The organism is Burkholderia sp. LS-044 (genome assembly GCF_004803625.1).
GTDB classification, from domain to species: domain Bacteria; phylum Pseudomonadota; class Gammaproteobacteria; order Burkholderiales; family Burkholderiaceae; genus Burkholderia; species Burkholderia cepacia.
This window is the reverse complement of record NZ_SSWO01000004.1, coordinates 126,879-147,035: the sequence shown is the minus strand read 5'-3', so window position 1 is coordinate 147,035 and position 20,157 is coordinate 126,879. Positions and strand designations below refer to the sequence as shown.

Genomic DNA, 20,157 nt, shown 5'->3' with positions numbered 1-20,157 from the left:
TTTTCCGTCAACGAAAAAGTCTGCTTCGGAAAGCAGAGATCGCAGTATAGCGAGAGAACAACCTTTCATTATCCATGCTCCACACAAACCTCTATTGCCGATGTGTCAATAATCGCGCTATGACCGCCGTCGCCTGCTGGTGATTACCTGTCGCGATCGCGCAACGTCCGTTACGCAGTCCTGAGCGCCATTTTCTTTCGCTGCATCGCCGCAAACCCTTGCTGGACAACCGTTTGCGCTTCCCCCTAGATCTTTGCGGATTCCAAAATACATTATTGCTTAAAGCGCGCCCCATCCCCGCTCCACGCACTCCTTACACTGCAGATGGCTTTTTGAAAAGCGCACCGCCGCTCTGCCGGACCGGCCGCAGCGTCAAGCACAACATGCCAGTCCGCAGCAGGTTCGATCGACATCATCCTGTTTGGAGACAGATCCATGAAAAAAACTCTGATCGTCACCGCGTTGTCGGGTGTATTCGTTACGGCAGCCCATGCCCAGAGCAGCGTGACGCTCTATGGCCTGATCGACGCCGGCATCACCTACACGAACAATCAGCACGGCCACAGCGCCTGGCAGGAAACGAGCGGTTCGGTCAACGGCAGCCGCTGGGGCTTGCGCGGCACCGAAGATCTCGGCGGCGGCATGAAAGCGATCTTCACGCTGGAAAATGGTTTCGGCATCAATAACGGCGCGCTGAAGCAGAACGGCCGCGAATTCGGCCGGCAAGCGTTTGTCGGTCTCGCACACAACAGCTACGGTTCGCTGACGCTGGGCCGGCAGTACGACAGCGTCGTCGACTATCTCGGGCCGCTGTCGCTGACCGGCACCCAGTACGGCGGCACGCAGTTCGCTCACCCGTTCGACAACGACAACCTGAACAACTCGTTCCGGATCAACAACTCGGTCAAATATCAGAGCGCGAACTACGGCGGACTCAAGTTCGGTGCGTTGTACGGGTTCTCGAACTCGACGTCTTTCGCGAACAACCGCGCCTATAGCGGCGGCGTGTCGTACAGCTACCTGGGCTTCAACTTCGCCGCGGCCTACTTGCAGTTGAACAGCGATGTGAACGCGCTCGCGCAGGCCGCGACCGACCCGGGCGCAGTGACCGGCGACTGGACCTTCGCCTCGCGCGTGCAACGCACCTGGGGCGCCGGCCTGAACTACGGGTTCGGCCCGGCCACGGTCGGCTTCGTGTTCACGCAGACGCGCCTCACCGGCATCCGCGCAATCAGCGCAGGGCAGTCCGGCGTGTCCGGTGGCATCACGGGCCTCGGCGGAACCGCGCGCTTCAGCAACTACGAACTCAACGGCCGCTACGCGCTGACACCGGCGCTGTCGCTTGCCGGCTCCTACACGTACACGCAGGGCCGCCTGGCCGGCGACAAGCCGACCTGGCACCAGTTCAACCTGCAAGCCGACTATGCGCTGTCGAAGCGCACCGACGTCTACCTGCAGGGCGAGTTCCAGAAGGTCAACAACGACGGCCTCGACCTCGGCGCCAACATCAACGGTCTGGGCGCCGCGTCATCGACCAACAAGCAGATCGCGGTCACGGCCGGCATGCGCCATCGCTTCTGAGCGACCGGCACATCCGCTGCATGCCGGATGACGAAGCGCCCCGTCGGGGCGCTTTTTCTTTGCCGGACTGCATCGGGTCAGGCGTTGTCCCGCGGCGGGTAGCGAACGTCGAGCACGTCGATCGGCTGCGGGCCGGCCGGCGTCATCAGCATGACGGTATCGCCGATCTTCGCCTTGATCAGCGCACGCGCAACCGGGGAAATCCAGCTGACGCAGCCGCGATCCAGATCGACCTCGTCGATCCCGACGATCGTGATCGTATGATCCTGGCCGTCCGGCGTCTCGTAATCGACCGTTGCACCGAAAAACACCTGGTCGACATTCTCCTGCCGGCTCGCATCGACGACTTCGGCAAGATCGAGCCGCTTCGTCAGGAAGCGGATGCGGCGATCGATCTCGCGAAGCCGTCGCTTGCCGTAGATGTAGTCGCCGTTTTCCGACCGGTCGCCGTTCGATGCGGCCCAGGACACGAGCCGCACGACCTCGGGACGCTCGACGTCGATCAGGTGCAGCAGTTCGTCCCTCAGCCGCTTGTGGCCGGCCGGCGTGATGTAGTTCTTCGCGCCCGCCGGGATCGCGGGCTGGGCCTGGTCGAGATCGTCGTCGTCGCCGTCCGACTCTTTGACAAACGCCTTGTTCATGATGCAGATTCAACGTGGATGACTGATGCTCCAAGGGTACACGATGGGGGCCCCGGCAAGGCCGCGCAGAACAATTCGCGAATAAGGCTTCCCTTTTTATACAACCCTGCTATAATTTCGCTTCTGCGTGCGGCTGTAGCTCAGTTGGATAGAGTACTTGGCTACGAACCAAGGGGTCGTGGGTTCGAATCCTGCCAGCCGCGCCACTTTTTCGAGGGCCTTCCGAACCGAAGGCCCTTTCAGTTCGAAGCAGTAGAAGTTTTGTTTTGCGTGCGGCTGTAGCTCAGTTGGATAGAGTACTTGGCTACGAACCAAGGGGTCGTGGGTTCGAATCCTGCCAGCCGCGCCACTTTTTTGGGGGCCTTCCCATCGCAGAAGGTTCCGACAGTCAAGCAGTACCGTTTTGCGTGCGGCTGTAGCTCAGTTGGATAGAGTACTTGGCTACGAACCAAGGGGTCGTGGGTTCGAATCCTGCCAGCCGCGCCACCTTAAAAGGGCTTTCCTCCGGGAAAGCCCTTTTTCTTTTCCGCCCGCCCCTCTTCCCTTGCTCACGACACGGCCCGGTTACAGGCGCCCTTGTCCAGCCACGCCGCACGTTCGCTCTTCGTACCGCACAAATGAAAACGGCGGCCATATTGGCCGCCGTCGATCAATCGCCCGCTTGTGCTGGCAAGCGTCAATAATCCTGCCGCTCGCGCTCGATCCGCATGCCGCCGTCATGGCGCGCATGCGCGCCGTCGTCGGTCGAACGCTCGCGCATGATCCGCATCACGTCCGGATTGGTCCGCACGCGCCGCATCACGTTCGCGAGATGCACGCGGTCGCTGACCTGGATCACGAAGCGCAGTACCGTCGATTCGTGCGTCAGATCCTCGTCCATCGCGATATGCACGATGTTCGCGTCGGCCGACGTGATGTCCGCCGCCACGCGCGCAAAGATACCCTTGGTGTTCTTCACGAGCGCCTTCACCGCGACATCGAACAGGCGGCCCGGCTGCGGCGCCCATTCGACGTCGATCCAGCGGCCCGGATCGCGGCGGTGAATCCGCTGCGCCACGCGGCAATCGGTCGTATGAATCGCCATCCCCAGGCCGATGCCGATGTAGCCCATGATCGCGTCGCCCGGAATCGGCCGGCAGCACGCGGACAACTGCACGGACATCCCTTCGGTGCCGGTAATCACGACCGGCGGCGCATGATGCGCGGGATGCCGCTCGGACTTCGGCAGATCGTCGTCCGCGTCGCGGCCGCTCATCAGCACCTCGATGCGCTTGGCCATCACCGCGGCAACGCGACGGCCGAGGCCGATGTCCGCGAAGATTTCCTGACGGCTCTTGTTGCCCGTCCACTGCACGAGCTTCTCCCACACCTCCGGCTCGACATCGGCCAGCGCGAGACCATAGCCTTTCAGGCTCTGGTCGACCAGCCGCTCGCCAAGCTGCACCGACTCGTTCAGGCGCATCGTCTTCAGGTAGTGACGGATCGCCGAACGCGCCTTGCCGGTACGCACGAAACCGAGCCATGCGGGGTTCGGCTTCGAATACGGCGCGGTGATCACCTCGACGATGTCGCCGCTCTTCAGCTCGGTGCGCAGCGGCAGCAGTTCGTTGTTGATCTTCACGGCCACGCACTGGTTGCCGAGATCGCTGTGGATCGAATACGCGAAATCGAGCGCCGTCGCGCCGCGCGGCAGCGCCATGATCTTCGACTTCGGCGTGAACACGTAGACCGCATCGGGGAACAGGTCGATCTTCACGTGCTCGAGGAATTCGCTCGAATCGCCGGCTTCGCTCTGGATGTCGAGCAACGACTTCAGCCACTGGTGGGCGCGCTTCTGCACGTCACTGAGATCGGCGCTGCCGTTCTTGTACAGCCAGTGCGCGGCGACCCCCGCCTCGGCAATCTCATGCATCTTGCGCGTGCGCACCTGGAACTCGATCGGTGCGCCGAACGGACCGACGAGCGTCGTGTGCAGCGACTGATAGCCGTTGATCTTCGGGATCGCGATGTAGTCCTTGAACTTGCCGGGCACGGGCTTGTACAGCGCGTGCAGCGCGCCGATGCACGTGTAGCAGTCGAGCGGGCTGTCGACGACGACGCGAAAACCGTACACGTCGAGCACCTGCGAGAACGACAACTGCTTGTCGCGCATCTTGCGGTACACGCTGTAGATGGTCTTTTCGCGGCCGGTGATCTCGGCGTCGATCTTCGCGTCGGCCATCGCGCGCTGCGCGGCCTCGAGAATCTTGCTGATCACTTCGCGGCGGTTGCCGCGCGCCGCCTTGACGGCCTTCTCGAGCGTCGCGTAGCGATGCGGGTTGAAGTTCGCGAAGCTCATGTCCTGCAGCTCGCGATACGTGTTGTTCAACCCGAGGCGGTGCGCGATCGGCGCGTAGATATCGAGCGTCTCGCGCGCGACGCGGCGGCGCTTTTCCATCGGCACCGCGCCGAGCGTGCGCATGTTGTGCAGGCGGTCGGCGAGCTTGACGAGAATGACGCGCACGTCGCGTGCCATCGCGAGCAGCATCTTGCGGAAGTTTTCCGCCTGCGCTTCCTCGCGGCTGCGGAACTCCATCTTGTCGAGCTTCGACAGGCCGTCGACCAGTTCGGCGACCTTCGGGCCGAACCGTTCGGCCAGCTCGCTCTTGGTCACGCCCTGGTCTTCCATCACGTCGTGCAGGAGCGCTGCCATGACGGCCTGTGCGTCGAGCTTCCAGCCGGCACAGATTTCCGCGACGGCGACGGGATGGGTGATGTAGGGTTCGCCGCTCTGGCGATATTGACCGAGGTGGGCTTCGTCGCTGAAGTGGAACGCCGCCTTGACCTCTTTGATTTCCTCCGGAGCGAGATACTCGGCCAGCACGGCCGTCAGTTTCGCAATCGAAACGACGCCGTGCTTGCGCGGCTGCTCCGGTGTGGCGGTCGGCCCGAACAGATGCCGGAAGGACTGTTCGAGGACCGCGTCGATGTACTGGCGCGCAGGCGACTGGGCCGTGGCTTCGGTGGTCGAATCCGCGGAGGCGGACGATGGGGTGGTGCTCATATTCGCCTCCAGGTCGAGTCGTTGCGCGCGTGGATTACATGGCTGGAACGGGCCGGATGCGCGTTACACCGGCACCTTCTTCAGCATCTCGACGCCGACCTGGCCGGCAGCGATTTCGCGCAGCGCGACGACGGTCGGCTTGTCGCGGCTTTCGATCTTCGGCGTATGGCCTTGCGCGAGCTGCCGCGCGCGATAGGTGGCGGCGAGCGCCAGTTCGAAGCGGTTCGGGATTTGCTTCAGGCAGTCTTCGACGGTAATGCGAGCCATGTTGGTAATTCCTTCTGAATATAGTCCTTATTCTACCTTATGTCCCTCGTCCCCCGCGTCATTCCGCGTGGGGCAGATGGATGCCGAGCTCGATGAACAGCTCCGTGTGTCGCGCGTACTGCGAAGCAAAGCGCAGGCGCGTGGCGGCGACGATGCATTCGAGCTCCGCGAGCGCACGCTCGAAATTCTCGTTGATCACCACGTATTCCGCTTCCGACGCGTGCGCGATCTCGCTGCCGGCGGCGAGCAGTCGGCGCGTGATCACGTTCGGCTCGTCCTGGCCGCGCTTCTTCAGGCGCTCCTCGAGCGCGTCGAGCGACGGCGGCAGGATGAAGATGCCGACCGCGTTGCGGAACTGCTTCTTCACCTGCAGCGCGCCCTGCCAGTCGATCTCGAGCAGCACGTCGTGGCCGTTCTTCATCTGCTCTTCGATCCAGACGCGCGACGTGCCGTAGTAGTTGCCGTGCACTTCCGCGCTCTCGAGGAATTCGTGCGCCGCGTGACGCGCGCGGAAATCCTCGACCGTCGTGAAGTGATAGTGCCGGCCGTCCTGCTCGCCCGGGCGCGGCTTGCGCGTCGTGTACGAGATCGACAGGCAGATGTCGTTGTCCTTCGACAGCAGCGCGTTCACGAGCGTCGACTTGCCGGCGCCCGACGGCGCGACGACCATGAACAGGTTGCCGGGATAGACGCCGCCGTGCAGCGAATGCGACGCGTGGACGTCGCGATGGGAATCGGTCATGACTGCCTCCGCCGGGCAGCCCCAAGGAGGCTGGCCGCCCCCTCGGGGGGCAGCGAACATAGTGAGCGTGGGGGTCGTTTCATCTCTGTTACTCCAGGTTTTGCACTTGCTCGCGCATCTGCTCGATCAACAGCTTGAGCGCCATCGATGCGTCGGCCAGTTCCTTCGCCGCCGCCTTCGAGCCGAGCGTGTTTGCTTCTCGATTCAGTTCCTGCATCATGAAGTCGAGACGCTTGCCGACGCGGCCGCCCTTCTCGATCACATGACGCGTTTCGTTCAGGTGCGCGGTGAGACGCGACAGCTCTTCCGCGATGTCGATCCGGATCCCGTACATCGTCACTTCCTGACGAATGCGCTCCGCGGCTTCCTCGCGCGTGACGATCGTCGCGCTGCCTTCGGGCGCCGCGATGCCGAGCGCTTCCTGCAGCCGTTCGACGATCTTCTGCTGATGCTTCGCGATCAGCTCCGGCACGAGCGGCGTGATGCGCGCGACGATCGCTTCCATCTCGGTGACGTTCGACAGCAGCATCGTCGCCAGTTGCGCGCCTTCGCGCGAACGCACGACGACGAGTTCGCCGATCGCTTCCTTGCCGCACGCGAGCACCGCGTCGCGGATCGCTTCCGCCGACACGCCGCTTTCGGCGATCACGCCGGGCCAGCGCAGGATCTCGCCCGCGCGCAGGCGGCCGACGCCCGGGAACGTGTCCAGCACCGAGCGCTCGAGTTCGGCGAGCTGGCCGAGCGCCGACTGGTTCAGCGCGCCGGCGCCGATGCTCTGCTCGCCGCGCTGCAGGTTGATGCGGATGTCGACCTTGCCGCGCGACAGCTTGTTCATCAGCATTTCGCGCAGCGCGGGTTCGCACGCGCGCACGTCGTCCGGCATCCGGAAATTCAGGTCGAGGAAGCGCGAGTTCACGGTGCGCAGTTCGACCGACACGCTGGTGCCGCCGTTACCGGTGGCCGTCGCGAGTTCGCGCGTCGCGCTCGCGTAGCCCGTCATGCTGTAGATCATGGTTCGTCTCGCCGTCTGGGTGCCCTCGCGGGCGGGGATATGTCGAGGCGCCCGGCGCATCGGAAAGCGCGGGGCGGGAAGCGCGCATTATCCCATTTTTGGGAACCACCCCGCCGGGCAAGCCCGCCGTTCGGCGCTAAAATCGGGGTTTCCTCTCGTTCCGCGATTCCCACATGACGTCCTCCGTTTCCCGCCCGAGCGGCCGCCGCGCCGACGAACTGCGCAAGGTCGCCCTCACGCGCCACTACACGAAACACGCCGAAGGCTCGGTGCTGGTCGAATTCGGCGACACCAAGGTGCTCTGCACCGCGAGCGTCTCCGAACGCGTGCCCGATTTCCTGCGCGACCGCGGGCAAGGCTGGCTGACCGCCGAATACGGCATGCTGCCGCGCGCGACGCACACGCGCAGCGACCGCGAAGCCGCACGCGGCAAGCAGACCGGCCGCACGCAGGAAATTCAGCGCCTGATCGGCCGCGCGCTGCGCGCCGTGTTCGACCTCGAGGCGCTCGGCCCGCGCACGATCCACATCGACTGCGACGTGATCCAGGCCGACGGCGGCACGCGCACGGCGAGCATCACCGGCGCATTCGTCGCCGCACACGACGCCGTGTCGACGCTGATCGCGGCCGGCAAGCTCACGCGCTCGCCGATCACCGACCACGTCGCCGCGATCTCGGTCGGCGTGTACGAGGGCGCGCCCGTGCTCGACCTCGATTACGCGGAAGATTCGCGCTGCGATACCGACATGAACGTCGTGATGACGGGCGCCGGCGGCTTCGTCGAAGTCCAGGGCACTGCCGAAGGCGTGCCGTTCTCGCGCGCCGAGATGAACGCGCTGCTCGACCTCGCGCAAGGCGGGATCGCCGAACTCGTGCAGCTTCAGAAAGACGTGCTGGGCGCCTGACATGCCGGACGACCACACCATCGCGCCGCTGTCGCGCATCGTCCTCGCGTCGAACAACGCCGGCAAGCTGCGCGAATTCACCGCGCTGTTCTCGACGGTCGGCATCGAGATCGTCCCGCAGGGCGACCTCGCGGTGCCCGAGGCGGACGAGCCGTTCGGCACCTTCATCGAGAACGCGCTGACGAAGGCGCGTCACGCGTCGCGGCTCACCGGGCTGCCGGCGATCGCCGACGATTCGGGCCTGTGCGTGCGCGTGCTGCGCGGCGCGCCGGGCGTCTATTCGGCGCGCTATGCGCAGCGCGCGGGCCGCGACAAGGGCGATGCGGCGAACAACGCGTATCTCGTCGAGCAGCTGCGCGGCGTCGACGACCGGCGCGCATACTACTGCTGCGTGCTCGCGCTCGTGCGCCATGCCGACGACCCCGAGCCGCTGTTCGCCGAAGGGCGCTGGGCGGGCGAGATCGTCGATACCCCGCGCGGCGAGCACGGATTCGGCTATGACCCGTATTTCTATCTGCCTTCGCTCGGCGCGACGGCCGCCGAACTCGAACCGGCCGTGAAGAACACGCACAGCCACCGCGCGCTGGCGCTGAAGGCGCTGCTGGCGCGGCTCGCGGAGGAGGCATGAGCATGCCCGATACCCCTTCGCTGCGGGAGGTTGCATGAGCCAGGCCGCGGAAACCGGCGCACGCGTCGTGGCGACCTTCACGTCGCCCGGCCAGGTGCGGCTCACGTCGCTGCCGCCGCTCGCGCTGTACGTGCATTTCCCGTGGTGCGTGCGCAAGTGCCCGTACTGCGATTTCAACTCGCACGAGTGGAAAGGCGAACGGTTTCCGGAAACCGAGTATCTCGACGCGCTGCGCGCCGATCTCGAGCAGGCGCTGCCGCTCGTGTGGGGCCGGCAGGTGCATACGGTGTTCATCGGCGGCGGCACGCCGAGCCTGCTGTCGGCCGCCGGCCTCGACCGGATGCTGTCCGACGTGCGCGCGCTGCTGCCGCTCGACGCCGATGCCGAGATCACGCTCGAGGCGAATCCGGGCACGTTCGAGGCCGCGAAGTTCGCGCAGTTCCGCGCGAGCGGCGTGAACCGCCTGTCGGTCGGCATCCAGAGCTTCAACGAAACGCACCTGAAGGCGCTCGGCCGGATTCACGACACCGCGCAGGCGCGCGCGGCCGTCGAGATCGCCGCGAAGAACTTCGACAACTTCAACCTCGACCTGATGTTCGCGCTGCCGAACCAGACGCTCGACGAATGCCGTACCGACATCGAAACCGCACTGTCGTACGCGCCGCCGCATCTGTCGCTGTATCACCTGACGCTCGAGCCGAATACCCTGTTCGCGAAGTTCCCGCCGGTCGTCCCCGATGACGACGCGTCGGCCGACATGCAGGAATGGATTCACGCACGTACGGCCGAGGCCGGTTACGGGCGCTACGAAGTGTCCGCGTATGCGAAGCCGAATCATCAGTGCAAGCACAACCTGAACTACTGGCGTTTCGGCGACTATCTCGGGATCGGTGCGGGTGCGCACACGAAGCTGTCGTTCCCGAACCGGATCCTGCGGCAGGCACGCTACAAGCATCCGGCGACCTTCATCGAGCAGGCGATGGCCGGCACGGCCGTGCAGGAAGAGCGTGAAGTCGGCGCGCGCGACCTGCCGTTCGAGTTCATGCTGAACACGCTGCGGCTCGTCGAGGGCTTCCCCGTGCACAGCTTCGCCGAGCGCACCGGCCTGCCGATGAGCACGATCGAGCCGGCACTGCAGGAAGCGGAACGGCGCGGACTGATCGCACGCGATTTCGCGCAGATCGCGCCGACGCCGCTCGGCCAGCGTTTCCTCAACGACCTGCAGGAATTGTTCCTGCGCGACGATTGAGGGCATGAAGATCGCGGCATTTCGGTTACAATGCCGCCTCGTGTGGAAGCGTGGCCGAGCGGTTTAAGGCACCGGTCTTGAAAACCGGCGACGGGAAACTGTCCGTGAGTTCGAATCTCACCGCTTCCGCCAGGAAGTTTGCCAAACCCCGTCCATTCAGCGAATGACGGGGTTTTTTGTTGGTTCTCGCACGGCTTTCCCCCACGTTCCGACGCGTCCCGCCGGATGCCGTTACAATCCGGCGCTCCGATTCGCGAAACGGGAAACCCACGTCATGAAGCCCCTCATCGTCTCGTCGCTCGTCGCCTTGCTCGCGGCCGTCAGCACGCACGCGGCAGCCGACACCGCGTCCGGCAGCGACGCGCAAGCGTCGTGCGCGATCGCATACGTGTCCGGCGTCGGCGGCTCGCCGCGCGGCCTGAGCGAATACCTCGCGAGCCCGTCGCCGTACAACTACCTGAAAGACAACGACCTCCAGTGCAAGGTGGGAGACGACGGACGCACGTCGAACTGCACCGGCGTGACCTACCTGCGCAACGAACAGGTGAGCGTGTACGACGATTCCGATCCGGCGACGCTCACCGTCGTGGCACGCGTGGAGCTCGACCACGGCCAGAAATACCCGGTGATCATCGTCGTGCAGCGCAAGGACGCCCGCTGCAAACAATGATGCAGCGCCGCGCGCGAACCCGTTCGTCGAAACGGCACGTGCGTTCGCGCCGGGCTCTCGCGCGGCATCCGAGCCACCGGCACGGGCAGCAGCCCGTCATCGCGCCGCACCGCGCCGGAAGCCTCCCGGCCAGCCGCTCGATCACCTAGAATTCGATCAACACGGCGACACAACCGCCGCCGCGTACTCGATGCCGCGCGCGCCACCCCTGCGTGCGGTACACGGAGATCGCCATGACCGAACTGTCGATACCGACGGAACACGTCGATTACGAAGGCTTCGAGGTCCATGTCGTGCCGGCTGCCGTGCCCGGCAGCGACACGCGCTATACCTACACCGGCTACGTATGCCATCCCGGCGCGAATCCCGCGTTACCCGGCCACGCGGTACCGTTCCATGCGGACGGCGAGGAAAGCTTCGCCAGCCTCGATGAAGCCGTCCACGAAGCCGTGCATGTCGGCAAGAGCATCATCGACGGCACGCACCCCGACCTGTCGGTCCTGTCACTCGTCACGCACGGTTTCTGAACCGGGCGACACGCGTCGCTGACGATTGCGCGGGCATCCGCCGCGGTGCTGCCCGCGGCGACGGATGCGCGCTGCCGAACCATCTCCAAGCGCCTGCGCGCCGGTCGCGTTCCTCGCCTTGCTTTCAACCGTGCAACACGCGCACCGGGATGCGGACGTGCGGCAGCCGCGCGAGCGTGCCGTCACATGTCACGTCACATCGCGATACGCGGGCGCAGGCTGCCTCGCCATCAGCGATCGCGACACCCGGCATCGACCGTTATGCGTTTCTCCCGATGCCGGCTCGCGCCCGTGCGCCTATCATTTTTTTATAGTCACTTCTGGCTAGCCTCCCATGCGCCCCCGTTCCCGTTCGCGCGTCGACCGGCTGCGTGCAGTTGCACTGGCCGTCGTCGCCATGCTCGCGGCGTGCACGATCACGCCGCCTCCGTCGCTGCACTCGATCCTGACGATTCCGTCGATCACACGCAGTGGCAGCCTCGACCAATACCGCGTCGAAGTCGCGCAGCGTGTCGCCGAACGCAATCCGTCCGGCCTGCTGCACGGCACGCCGCAGGCCATGCTCCGTTCGCTCGTCGTCGTGGCCTTCACCGTCGATGGCAGCGGCCGGCTCGTCAACGCGTCCGTCTATCGCAGCAACGGCGACAGCGAAGCGGAAGCGCTCGCGCTCGCGTCGCTGCGCCGCTCGGCGCCGCTGCCGCCGCCACCGTCGCGGCTGCTCGACGGCAACGGCCGGCTCGAAATGATGGAAGGCTGGCTCTTCAACGACGACGGCCACTTCCAGTTGCAAAGCACCGCGTCGGCGCAGGCGCAATCGATCGACTGACCGGCCGCCGCACCGCGATTGCCGGTGCGCGGCAGCGCTGGCTATAATTTTCCGCAATCGCGCGGCCATCACGCCGCGCGCGCGTTCGTGCGCCCCACCCGGCATGCGAGCCGACCACGCCGGCACCGGGCGGCGGCGACGTACCCGTCTCCATCGTCGACCGGCGGGTGACGTCCGCGCCATGGCGCGCGTCCACGCCGCTACCGCATCATCCGCTCGGCTGCTCCCCGGCAGGCGTCCACCTGCCTGCCCGACCGCACGCCCAGCCGACCGCCCCAACGACAAAACGGAGACATCCATGTCCGCATCCCCCCCGACCGTTGCACACGCAACCGGTTCGGCCGGCGCCGTCAGCCACCGGCGCATCGTGTTCGCGAGCTTCATCGGCACCGCGATCGAGTTCTACGATTTCTATGTGTACGCAACGGCTGCCGCGCTCGTCATCGGCCCCGTATTCTTTCCACACGGCTCCGCGACCGCACAGGCGCTGTCCGCGTTCGTCACGTTCGGCATCGCATTCATCGCGCGCCCGATCGGCTCGTTCCTGTTCGGGCACTTCGGCGACCGCATCGGGCGCAAATCGACGCTCGTCGCGTCGCTGCTCGTGATGGGCGTATCCACCACCGCAATCGGCTTCGTGCCCGGCTACGACGCGATCGGCACGCTCGCGCCGGTGCTGCTGTGCGTGCTGCGCTTCGGCCAGGGGATCGGCCTCGGCGGCGAATGGGGCGGCTCCGCGCTGCTCGCGACCGAGCATGCGCCGCAGGGCAAGCGCGGCTGGTTCGGCATGTTCCCGCAGCTCGGGCCCTCGGTCGGCTTCCTGATGTCGAACGGCCTGTTCTTCGCGCTCGCGTTGTCGCTGTCGGACGAGCAGTTCCGCAGCTGGGGCTGGCGCATCCCGTTCCTGGTCAGCGCAGTGCTCGTCGCGCTCGGCCTGTACGTGCGACTCAAGATCACCGAAACGCCCGCGTTCCAGGCCGCGCTCGATCGCAACGAGCGCGTACGCGTGCCGGTCGCGACCCTCGTCACGCAACACTGGCAGCCGACGCTGCTCGGCGCGCTCGCGATGGTCGTCTGCTACACGCTGTTCTATATCTCGACGGTGTTTTCGCTGTCGTACGGCGTGTCGGCGCTGCATATTCCGCGCCAGAGCTTCCTCGGCCTGCTGTGTTTCGCGGTCGTGTTCATGGGACTCGCGACGCCGCTGTCCGCGTGGGCATCCGATCGCTTCGGCCGCAAACCGGTGCTGGTCGTGGGCGCGATCGCCGCGCTGCTGTCGGGTTTCGCGATGGAACCGCTGCTCGGCAGCGGCTCGATGCCGCTCGTCGCGCTGTTCCTGACGATCGAGCTGTTCCTGATGGGCGTGACGTTCGCGCCGATGGGCGCGCTGCTGCCGGAACTGTTCCCGACCAACGTCCGCTATACGGGCGCGGGGGTCGCGTACAACCTCGGCGGGATCCTCGGTGCGTCGATCGCACCGTACATCGCGCAACTGCTGGCGGCGCGCGGCGGGCTGTCGTGGGTCGGCGGATATGTATCGGTTGCGGCGGCCATCAGCCTGATCGGCGTGCTGCTGATGCGCGAAACGCGCGACGCGTCGCTCGTCTGAGTCTCCGGGGCGACCCGGGTTGCGCGGTGGCCGGCGCTGCCTATACTCGATCCCGGGTGCGTCGCCGCGCGCCCCCGGGATCCCGCCCCGAAGGAGCCGCCGCCATGAACATCCGCCTCGGCAATGCCGATCTCGTCCTGATCCTCGCGCTTGCGCTCGGTGGCGCGCTCCTGCTCGCGCTGCGCTTCCGGCCGAAGACGTGGCGCGGCCTCGTGTTCGAGGCGCTGCTGGCGAACCTGGCGGCGATCGCCGCCGTCGTCACGGTCGAGGCGCTGCTCGCCTGAACCGGCCCGCCCCGCTTCGTCAGGCGGTCAGTCGCGCGCGCCGCGCGCCGTAGGCCGGGCAGACCGTATCGATCGCGTCCAGCGCCTCCTCGACCGACGGCATCGCGCCCGGCTCGCCGATGGACAGGGCATTCGGCGCGCCGCCGATCCCGCAATGGTGCCGCGACGTCGCGACGAAAATCATCACGGTCGGCCGCTGCAACGCGTGCGCCATGTGCACGAACCCCGTATCGACCCCCACCACGAGCGCAGCCCGGCCAAGCGCCGCACCGAGTTCGCGCACCGTCATCGCGGGCAGCACGACCGCCCCCGGCGCGCGCGCGGCGATGTCCTGCGCGTCATCGTGCTCGGCAGCCGATCCCCACGGCAACAGCACGCGCACGCCGCGCGCCATCATCTGCGTGGCGAGCGCGGCCCAGTGATAGGCCGGCCATTTCTTGTCGGGGTTGGACGTTGCATGGAACAACAGCATGAACGGTGCGCCGTCGGTCACGGCCGTCGGCAAGTTCGCGTCCTGCGGCGGGACGATGCCGTACGCGGCGACACCCTCGGGCGCGTAACCGAGCGCCTCGCCCGCGCTCACGCGCATCCCGTGCCACGCATCGCAATCCGGCCGCGGGCCGAAGCGATGCGAATACGCGAAGCGTGCGCCCGTTTCGCCGAGATCCTGCGTCTGGTAGCCGACGCGGCGCGCGGCGCGCGCCAGCAGCGAAATGATCGCGCTCTTGTAGACGCCGTGCAGGTCGATCACCGCATCGTAGCGGTGCGCCCGCAGCGCGCTGATCGACGCCGAGATCGCCTTCAGGTCGCCGCGATTGCGCATCTTCTTGAAACGGCGCAGCGGCGCGCAAAGGACATGGCTGACGCCCGGATGCCAGCGCACGACCTCCGCGCACGATTCGTCCACCGCCCAGTCGACCGTTACGCCGGGAAAGGCGCGATGCAGATCCGCGACGACAGGCAGCGTCTGGACGACGTCGCCGAGCGACGTCACTTTCACGATGAGGATGCGTTTCACGTTTGCGGGGAAGAGCGAGCCATTTGGGGATGCTAACGACGGATACCCGCCGCGAACATTACTCCTGAATTACATTTGCAACGAAATGCTACAAGCTTGCGAAACCCTGTCGCCCACTGTGCGACCCCGGTTCCTTTTTATAATGTCTCCTTTGCCCGATGGCCCCGCCGATGCCACGCCCCGCTCTTGCCGCCCTTCCCGCCCTGTTTCCCGCCCTCACGCGACGCTCGCTGAGAATCTGGCGCCAGTACGGCGTTTTCTGGCTCGGCGCGATCGTCGTCGGCCTCGCGGCCGTGCTCTACGCGCGACTGATCGACTGGGGCTATGAAAGCTTCCGCACGATGCGCGATCACGCCGCGTGGCTGCCGCTGCTGCTGACGCCGGCAATCGCCGCTGTGTCGGTATGGATCACGCGCCGCTTCTTCCGCGGCGCCGAGGGCAGCGGCATCCCGCAGGTGATCGCGACGCTGCATGCGCGCCCGAGCGCGTTCGGCTCCCGGCTGCTGACGCTGCGCATCCTGTTCGGCAAGGTGCTGGTGTCGTTCCTCGGCATCCTGGGCGGCTTCACGATCGGCCGCGAAGGGCCGACCGTGCAGGTCGGCGCGGCGCTGATGTTCAACCTGCGGCGCTTCTACCCGCGCTCGAACGCGCAGATCGAACGCCAGCTGGTGCTCGCCGGCGCGGCGGCCGGGCTGTCGGCCGCGTTCAATACGCCGCTCGCCGGGATCGTGTTCGCGATCGAGGAGCTGACGCGCAGCTTCTCCGCGCGCGCCAGCGGCGTGCTGATCACCGCGATCATACTCGCCGGCGTCGTCGCGCTCGGCCTGAACGGCAACTACACGTATTTCGGTACGATCGATGCCGGCCCCCATTTCCCGAAACTGCTGGCGCTCGCCGTGCTGGTCACCGCGATCGTGACGGGAATCGCGGGCGGGCTGTTCTGCTGGCTGCTGCTCAACACGGGACGCTGGCTGCCCGCGCGACTGCTGGGCCTGTATCGCGAGCGGCCGATCGCGTTCGCCGCGCTGTGCGGCTTCGCGATCGCCGTCGTCGGCCTCGTATCGGGCGGCACGACCTTCGGCAGCGGCTATGCCGAAGCACGCGGCCTGCTCGACGGCAGCCAGCATCTGTCGGTGTTCTACCCGTTCCTGAAAATGGTGTCGATGGTCGCATCGTACCTGCCGGGCATCCCCGGCGGGATCTTCGCCCCGTCGCTGTCGATCGGCGCAGGGTTCGGCAACCTGCTGCACGTCGTGTTCAGCAACATGAGCCTGCCGATGCTGATCGCGCTCGCGATGGTGGGCTATATGGCGGCCGTCACGCAGTCGCCGATCACGTCGTTCGTGATCGTGATGGAGATGATCAACGGTCACGCACTCGTGATTTCGCTGATGGCCACCGCGTTGGTGTCGAGCCGCGTATCGCGCTTCTTCGCGCCGCCGCTCTACGAAACGCTCGCGCTGCGCTATCTCGCGCCGCCCGTCGCGGCCGCGGAACCGGCCGCGGCAGCCGCGGCGAGCACGACGGTGGCAACCGGCATCACCGAGCCGCAGGATGCGGCCGCCGCGCCCGCCGACCCGCTCGACACGCTGCGCGACGAAGGTGGTGAAGTACCGCCCGCCGCCGCACCGACCGAAGGCGCCGCCGATGCGCCGGCGCCGCACGACGACGAGCCGGCCGCGGCCGGGACCAACGGCGCGGCGCAGCCCGGCCCGCGCGACGCTCAGTAGATCACGACGGGTGCCGGCCGGTAGTACACGGGCCGCGCCGGCACGACGATGCACCCGGCCAGCGTGATCGCGACGAGCGCGATGGCGATTGCGGTTCTTTTCATCGCCCGCCTCCATCACGCCCAGTGGCCACGGGTCCAGAACCAGTTCGGACCGCGCTGGTCCCAATGGCCCGGCACCCATTGCATGCCGACGCGCTCGGCCTCCCAGTGGCCGCCGATCCACACGTAGCGGCCATGCTCCCAGTGCCAGTGCCCGCGATCCCACACGTAGCCCACGCGCGCGGCCGGCACGACCTCGTAGCGCACCGGCGGCGGCGCATTCGGCGCGACGATGACGACTTCCTCGGTGCGCACGGCGACCGGCTCGGCGACGACCACGCGGCCCTGCGGCGCGATCACGGGTGTGCCGACGAGAATCTCGTCCGCATGCGCGGCAAGCGGCGCGACGACGGCTGACAGGCTCGCGGCAAGCAGGGCGAGCGAAACGATACGACGTTGAACAGTAGAGACAGCCATCACAACCTCCAGGTTGAACAAGTTACGCGAGCGTATTCGTTCAATGCGGGAGGACCGATAACGGCCGACAGGCGCCGTGTTACGGCGTGCCCGAAAGTGCAACAGGGCGTAAGACGCGCACGGCGGCGAGTGCCGCCGTGCGGAGGGACACAGGTAGCACTCAGGCCTGCGGGATCTCGATCTTCACTTCGAGGACTTCGAGATCGTCCTGGCGCTCGAGGCTCACGCGGATGTCATCGTTCGAAATATGGACGTACTTCGAGATGACCGCGACCAGCTCCTTCTGCAGCGCCGGCAGGTAATCCGCCGGCGGGCGGCCGCCGACGCGCTCGTGCGCGATGATGAGCTGCAGGCGCTCCTTCGCGACCGATGCGGACTTCTTCTTCTCACCGAGGAGAAACGAAAGGATGGACATTGGCGGCCTCCGTTACTTGCTGCCGAAGAGGCGCTGCAGCAGGCCCGGCTTCTGGTAATCGGTGAAGCGCAGCGGCTTGTCTTCACCGAGGAAGCGCGCGACGACGTCCTTGTACGCTTCCGCCACGTCGGTGCCGTCGATATGCACGGCCGGCAAGCCCTGGTTCGACGCATGCAGGACGGCTTCCGACTCGGGCACCACGCCGATCAGCTTGATGCGCAGGATCTCGCTGATGTCCTCGAGCGACAGCATCTCGCCTTCGCTGACGCGCTTCGGGCTGTAGCGCGTGATCAGCAGGTGTTCCTTGATCGGATCCTTGCCTTCGGTCGCACGCTTCGTCTTCGACGACAGGATGCCGAGAATGCGGTCGGAGTCGCGCACCGACGACACTTCCGGGTTCGTGACGATCAGCGCTTCATCCGCGAAGTACATCGCGTGCAGCGCGCCCGCCTCGATGCCGGCCGGCGAATCGCAGACGATGTATTCGAAGTCCATCGCGGTGAGGTCGTTCAGCACCTTCTCGACGCCTTCGCGCGTGAGCGCATCCTTGTCGCGCGTCTGCGACGCCGGCAGGATGAACAGGTTCTCGCACTTCTTGTCCTTGATCAGCGCCTGGTTCAGGTTCGCTTCGCCCTGGATCACGTTCACGAGGTCGTACACCACGCGGCGCTCGCAGCCCATGATGAGATCGAGGTTGCGCAGGCCGACGTCGAAGTCGATCACGGCCGTCTTGTGGCCGCGCAGCGCGAGACCGGACGCAAAGCTCGCGCTCGTCGTCGTCTTGCCCACGCCGCCCTTGCCCGAGGTCACCACGATGATTTTTGCCATTTACCCAATACCCTGTGTTCGTCAATGAGAGCCGATCGATCCGGAGCGCACCGCGTGTATTACGTCAGGCGCAGCGGTTCAATCATCAGTTTTTCCTCTTCGAGCCGGATCTGCACCGCTTTCCCCAGTACATCGGCGGGCAACGGGTTCTCGGTTGTTCGATAGATACCCGCGATCGAAATCAGTTCCGGCTCGAGACACGTGCAGAAAATGCGCGCGTCGTGATTGCCGTGCACGCCCGCGAGTGCGCGGCCGCGCAACGGCGCGTAGATGTGGATATTGCCTTCCGCGATGATCTCCGCGCCGTGACTGACCGGCGCGAGCACCACGAGGTCTCCTTTCGCGTAAATCTGCTGCCCCGAACGCAACGGCCGGTCGATCACGAGCGTCTGGCCGCCCGGCTGGTTCGACACCGGCACCGATTCGGACGCCTGCTCGGGCGCCGCCGCGGCTGCTGCAGCGACGACGGCCTCGGCGACCGGCGACGCCTCCGCGCCCTCGGCCGGTTTCGCGGCCGGCGCGCGGCGATCGCGCGCCTCGAGCAACGGCAGACCGGCTTCCCCCGCCCAGCCCTGCGTGGCCAGCGCGACGACACCCACCGGGCGCATCCGCACGTCGTTCAGCATCTGGCGGATGTCCGCCAGCGCGACGCGTTCGCCGTCCGCCAGGCGGCGGACGTCGATCGCGACGACATCGTCGGCGAAAAACTCGGGAGTCGCTTCGAAGCGCTTGACCAGTTCGGTACGCAACGCATCGAGATCGGTCGTCTTCACGGTGAACAGCAACGTATCGACCGATCCGCTGCGCAGCTCGAAGAATGGCGATTTTTTAAGCGACATGGACACTCTGCAAAAATTTTTTGCGTATTTTACAGGCGTCCACGCGCGCGGCCATTATTTTTGGGGAACCGGGTTGCAGCGGCCCGGGCGGGCGCGCAACCGGAAAGCAGGCTGGCAAGCGGGCGACCGGACCTTCATCGCGCCGCGCGGCCCGCGTTCTGACGTCGCGTCAGTGCTTCACCTGCGACACGTACAGCGATTTCATCGCGCCGGGCATCCGCGCGATCGGCGCGTGTTCGCCGGTGTTGCCGAAACCCGCGCGCTCGTAGAAGCGGATCGCGTTGCGGTTCGCATCGGCAATCCACGCGTAGACGTCCTGGGCGCCGCGCTCGGCGAGCCAGGCGGTGGCCGTCTCCAGCAGCAGCACGCCGCCGCGCAGATGGCGCACCGCGTGCGCGACCCACAGCTCGCTGACGAACGCACGCCGATCGGGCGTATTGTCGAAATACGCGCCGATCATGCCGGCCGGATGGCCTTCGGTATACAGCAGGAAAGTCGTCGACTCGTCGGACACGGCGCGCTGCGCGGCAATCGCCGACGCTGCGTCCGTTTCGACGTTCAGCAATTCGGCCTCCGGCGCTTCGCCGGGCGCGTAGGGCTCGCGCAGCGATGCAGCGCGGAGTTCGCGATACACGCCGCCCTGGTCGGCAACGATACGACGAACGGTCAAGGTCGAACTCATGCAGGCACAGCCCCCTTCGGACAGCAAGCTACTAGCTTCAACCGAAAGCGGGGCATGAGTCAAATCGTAATTTTCAAATGGCAGCGCGAATCGAAAGGCGGCAGGCACTGCGGGCGGCCATGCGGCCAGCCCGTGTGCAGGTG

At 66.1% G+C, this 20,157-nt stretch carries 21 protein-coding genes and 4 tRNA genes; 14 read left to right on the top strand and 11 right to left on the bottom strand.

The features are described 5' to 3' along the window. Nucleotides 1-435: 435 nt before the first annotated feature. Nucleotides 436-1,581: a porin gene (locus E9536_RS12025; RefSeq protein ID WP_060083963.1), complete on the top strand. Its 1,146-nt coding sequence runs from the start codon at nucleotides 436-438 to the stop codon at nucleotides 1,579-1,581. A 77-nt stretch (nucleotides 1,582-1,658) separates the two neighbouring features. Here E9536_RS12025 and greB read toward each other — a convergent pair whose 3' ends face one another. Beyond that, complete coding sequence (greB, locus tag E9536_RS12020) at nucleotides 1,659-2,222, bottom strand: transcription elongation factor GreB (RefSeq protein WP_136469900.1); 564 nt, start codon at nucleotides 2,220-2,222, stop codon at nucleotides 1,659-1,661. 129 nt (nucleotides 2,223-2,351) lie between these two features. Between greB and E9536_RS12015 the strand changes: the two genes are divergently transcribed. The 3 genes from E9536_RS12015 to E9536_RS12005 all read left to right on the top strand — a co-directional run bounded on the left by E9536_RS12015 (nucleotide 2,352) and on the right by E9536_RS12005 (nucleotide 2,708). After that, a tRNA-Arg gene (locus E9536_RS12015) sits at nucleotides 2,352-2,428 on the top strand. Nucleotides 2,429-2,494: 66 nt separating this feature from the next. Then, nucleotides 2,495-2,571, top strand: a tRNA-Arg gene (locus E9536_RS12010). Between the two features lie 60 nt (nucleotides 2,572-2,631). Further along, a tRNA-Arg gene (locus tag E9536_RS12005) sits at nucleotides 2,632-2,708 on the top strand. Between the two features lie 190 nt (nucleotides 2,709-2,898). On the opposite strand, the gene E9536_RS12000 is transcribed toward E9536_RS12005, so the two are convergent. From E9536_RS12000 to E9536_RS11985, 4 genes are all read right to left on the bottom strand, one after another. Then, on the bottom strand, nucleotides 2,899-5,265 hold the full coding sequence (locus tag E9536_RS12000; protein ID WP_021164124.1) for a bifunctional (p)ppGpp synthetase/guanosine-3',5'-bis(diphosphate) 3'-pyrophosphohydrolase: 2,367 nt from the start codon (nucleotides 5,263-5,265) through the stop codon (nucleotides 2,899-2,901). Nucleotides 5,266-5,328: 63 nt separating this feature from the next. After that, the gene (gene rpoZ, locus E9536_RS11995; RefSeq protein WP_006025620.1) at nucleotides 5,329-5,532 is read right to left on the bottom strand and encodes a DNA-directed RNA polymerase subunit omega; all 204 of its coding nucleotides are present in this window, start codon (nucleotides 5,530-5,532) and stop codon (nucleotides 5,329-5,331) included. A gap of 58 nt (nucleotides 5,533-5,590) precedes the next feature. Further along, nucleotides 5,591-6,274, bottom strand: coding sequence for a guanylate kinase (gene gmk / locus E9536_RS11990; RefSeq protein ID WP_027788102.1), 684 nt, complete (start codon nucleotides 6,272-6,274; stop codon nucleotides 5,591-5,593). Between the two features lie 88 nt (nucleotides 6,275-6,362). Next, nucleotides 6,363-7,286 carry a YicC/YloC family endoribonuclease gene (locus tag E9536_RS11985; protein ID WP_059529547.1) on the bottom strand — a complete coding sequence of 308 codons (924 nt, stop codon included), beginning with the start codon at nucleotides 7,284-7,286 and terminating at the stop codon, nucleotides 6,363-6,365. A 173-nt stretch (nucleotides 7,287-7,459) separates the two neighbouring features. Between E9536_RS11985 and rph the strand changes: the two genes are divergently transcribed. The 9 genes from rph to E9536_RS11935 all read left to right on the top strand — a co-directional run bounded on the left by rph (nucleotide 7,460) and on the right by E9536_RS11935 (nucleotide 13,984). Then, nucleotides 7,460-8,191 (top strand): ribonuclease PH, encoded by a 732-nt coding sequence (gene rph, locus E9536_RS11980; RefSeq protein WP_059695881.1) that lies wholly within the window; start codon nucleotides 7,460-7,462, stop codon nucleotides 8,189-8,191. A 1-nt stretch (nucleotide 8,192) separates the two neighbouring features. Beyond that, the gene (gene rdgB / locus E9536_RS11975) at nucleotides 8,193-8,819 is read left to right on the top strand and encodes an RdgB/HAM1 family non-canonical purine NTP pyrophosphatase (RefSeq protein ID WP_021164128.1); all 627 of its coding nucleotides are present in this window, start codon (nucleotides 8,193-8,195) and stop codon (nucleotides 8,817-8,819) included. 34 nt (nucleotides 8,820-8,853) lie between these two features. Then, the gene (hemW, locus tag E9536_RS11970) at nucleotides 8,854-10,068 is read left to right on the top strand and encodes a radical SAM family heme chaperone HemW (RefSeq protein ID WP_027788106.1); all 1,215 of its coding nucleotides are present in this window, start codon (nucleotides 8,854-8,856) and stop codon (nucleotides 10,066-10,068) included. 44 nt (nucleotides 10,069-10,112) lie between these two features. Next, nucleotides 10,113-10,200: transfer RNA gene (locus E9536_RS11965), tRNA-Ser, on the top strand. A gap of 142 nt (nucleotides 10,201-10,342) precedes the next feature. After that, nucleotides 10,343-10,738: a hypothetical protein gene (locus E9536_RS11960; protein WP_027788107.1), complete on the top strand. Its 396-nt coding sequence runs from the start codon at nucleotides 10,343-10,345 to the stop codon at nucleotides 10,736-10,738. Nucleotides 10,739-10,971: 233 nt separating this feature from the next. Next, nucleotides 10,972-11,265, top strand: a complete 294-nt coding sequence (locus tag E9536_RS11955) for a hypothetical protein (protein WP_027788108.1) — start codon at nucleotides 10,972-10,974, stop codon at nucleotides 11,263-11,265. A gap of 334 nt (nucleotides 11,266-11,599) precedes the next feature. Beyond that, nucleotides 11,600-12,091: an energy transducer TonB gene (locus tag E9536_RS11950; protein WP_136469899.1), complete on the top strand. Its 492-nt coding sequence runs from the start codon at nucleotides 11,600-11,602 to the stop codon at nucleotides 12,089-12,091. A 298-nt stretch (nucleotides 12,092-12,389) separates the two neighbouring features. Next, the gene (locus tag E9536_RS11940; RefSeq protein ID WP_136469898.1) at nucleotides 12,390-13,700 is read left to right on the top strand and encodes an MFS transporter; all 1,311 of its coding nucleotides are present in this window, start codon (nucleotides 12,390-12,392) and stop codon (nucleotides 13,698-13,700) included. A 104-nt stretch (nucleotides 13,701-13,804) separates the two neighbouring features. Next, the gene (locus tag E9536_RS11935; protein ID WP_021164136.1) at nucleotides 13,805-13,984 is read left to right on the top strand and encodes a hypothetical protein; all 180 of its coding nucleotides are present in this window, start codon (nucleotides 13,805-13,807) and stop codon (nucleotides 13,982-13,984) included. A 19-nt stretch (nucleotides 13,985-14,003) separates the two neighbouring features. On the opposite strand, the gene waaC is transcribed toward E9536_RS11935, so the two are convergent. Then, a complete protein-coding gene (gene waaC, locus E9536_RS11930; protein WP_136469897.1) occupies nucleotides 14,004-15,002 on the bottom strand; it encodes a lipopolysaccharide heptosyltransferase I in 999 nt (332 codons plus the stop codon). Between the two features lie 170 nt (nucleotides 15,003-15,172). On the opposite strand from waaC, the gene E9536_RS11925 reads away from it, so the two are divergent. Beyond that, on the top strand, nucleotides 15,173-16,732 hold the full coding sequence (locus E9536_RS11925; RefSeq protein WP_059695987.1) for a chloride channel protein: 1,560 nt from the start codon (nucleotides 15,173-15,175) through the stop codon (nucleotides 16,730-16,732). Nucleotides 16,733-16,848: 116 nt separating this feature from the next. On the opposite strand, the gene E9536_RS11920 is transcribed toward E9536_RS11925, so the two are convergent. The 5 genes from E9536_RS11920 to E9536_RS11900 form a co-directional block, all read right to left on the bottom strand. After that, nucleotides 16,849-17,250 carry a YXWGXW repeat-containing protein gene (locus E9536_RS11920; RefSeq protein WP_059695887.1) on the bottom strand — a complete coding sequence of 134 codons (402 nt, stop codon included), beginning with the start codon at nucleotides 17,248-17,250 and terminating at the stop codon, nucleotides 16,849-16,851. A gap of 160 nt (nucleotides 17,251-17,410) precedes the next feature. Then, nucleotides 17,411-17,665, bottom strand: coding sequence for a cell division topological specificity factor MinE (minE, locus tag E9536_RS11915; protein WP_006486661.1), 255 nt, complete (start codon nucleotides 17,663-17,665; stop codon nucleotides 17,411-17,413). Nucleotides 17,666-17,677: 12 nt separating this feature from the next. Then, nucleotides 17,678-18,493, bottom strand: coding sequence for a septum site-determining protein MinD (gene minD, locus E9536_RS11910; RefSeq protein ID WP_027788114.1), 816 nt, complete (start codon nucleotides 18,491-18,493; stop codon nucleotides 17,678-17,680). A 59-nt stretch (nucleotides 18,494-18,552) separates the two neighbouring features. Further along, complete coding sequence (gene minC, locus E9536_RS11905) at nucleotides 18,553-19,332, bottom strand: septum site-determining protein MinC (protein WP_059695888.1); 780 nt, start codon at nucleotides 19,330-19,332, stop codon at nucleotides 18,553-18,555. A 169-nt stretch (nucleotides 19,333-19,501) separates the two neighbouring features. Then, entirely contained in the window at nucleotides 19,502-20,143 is a 642-nt protein-coding gene (locus E9536_RS11900) for a GNAT family N-acetyltransferase (protein WP_226113008.1), read from the bottom strand. Nucleotides 20,144-20,157 lie beyond the last annotated feature (14 nt).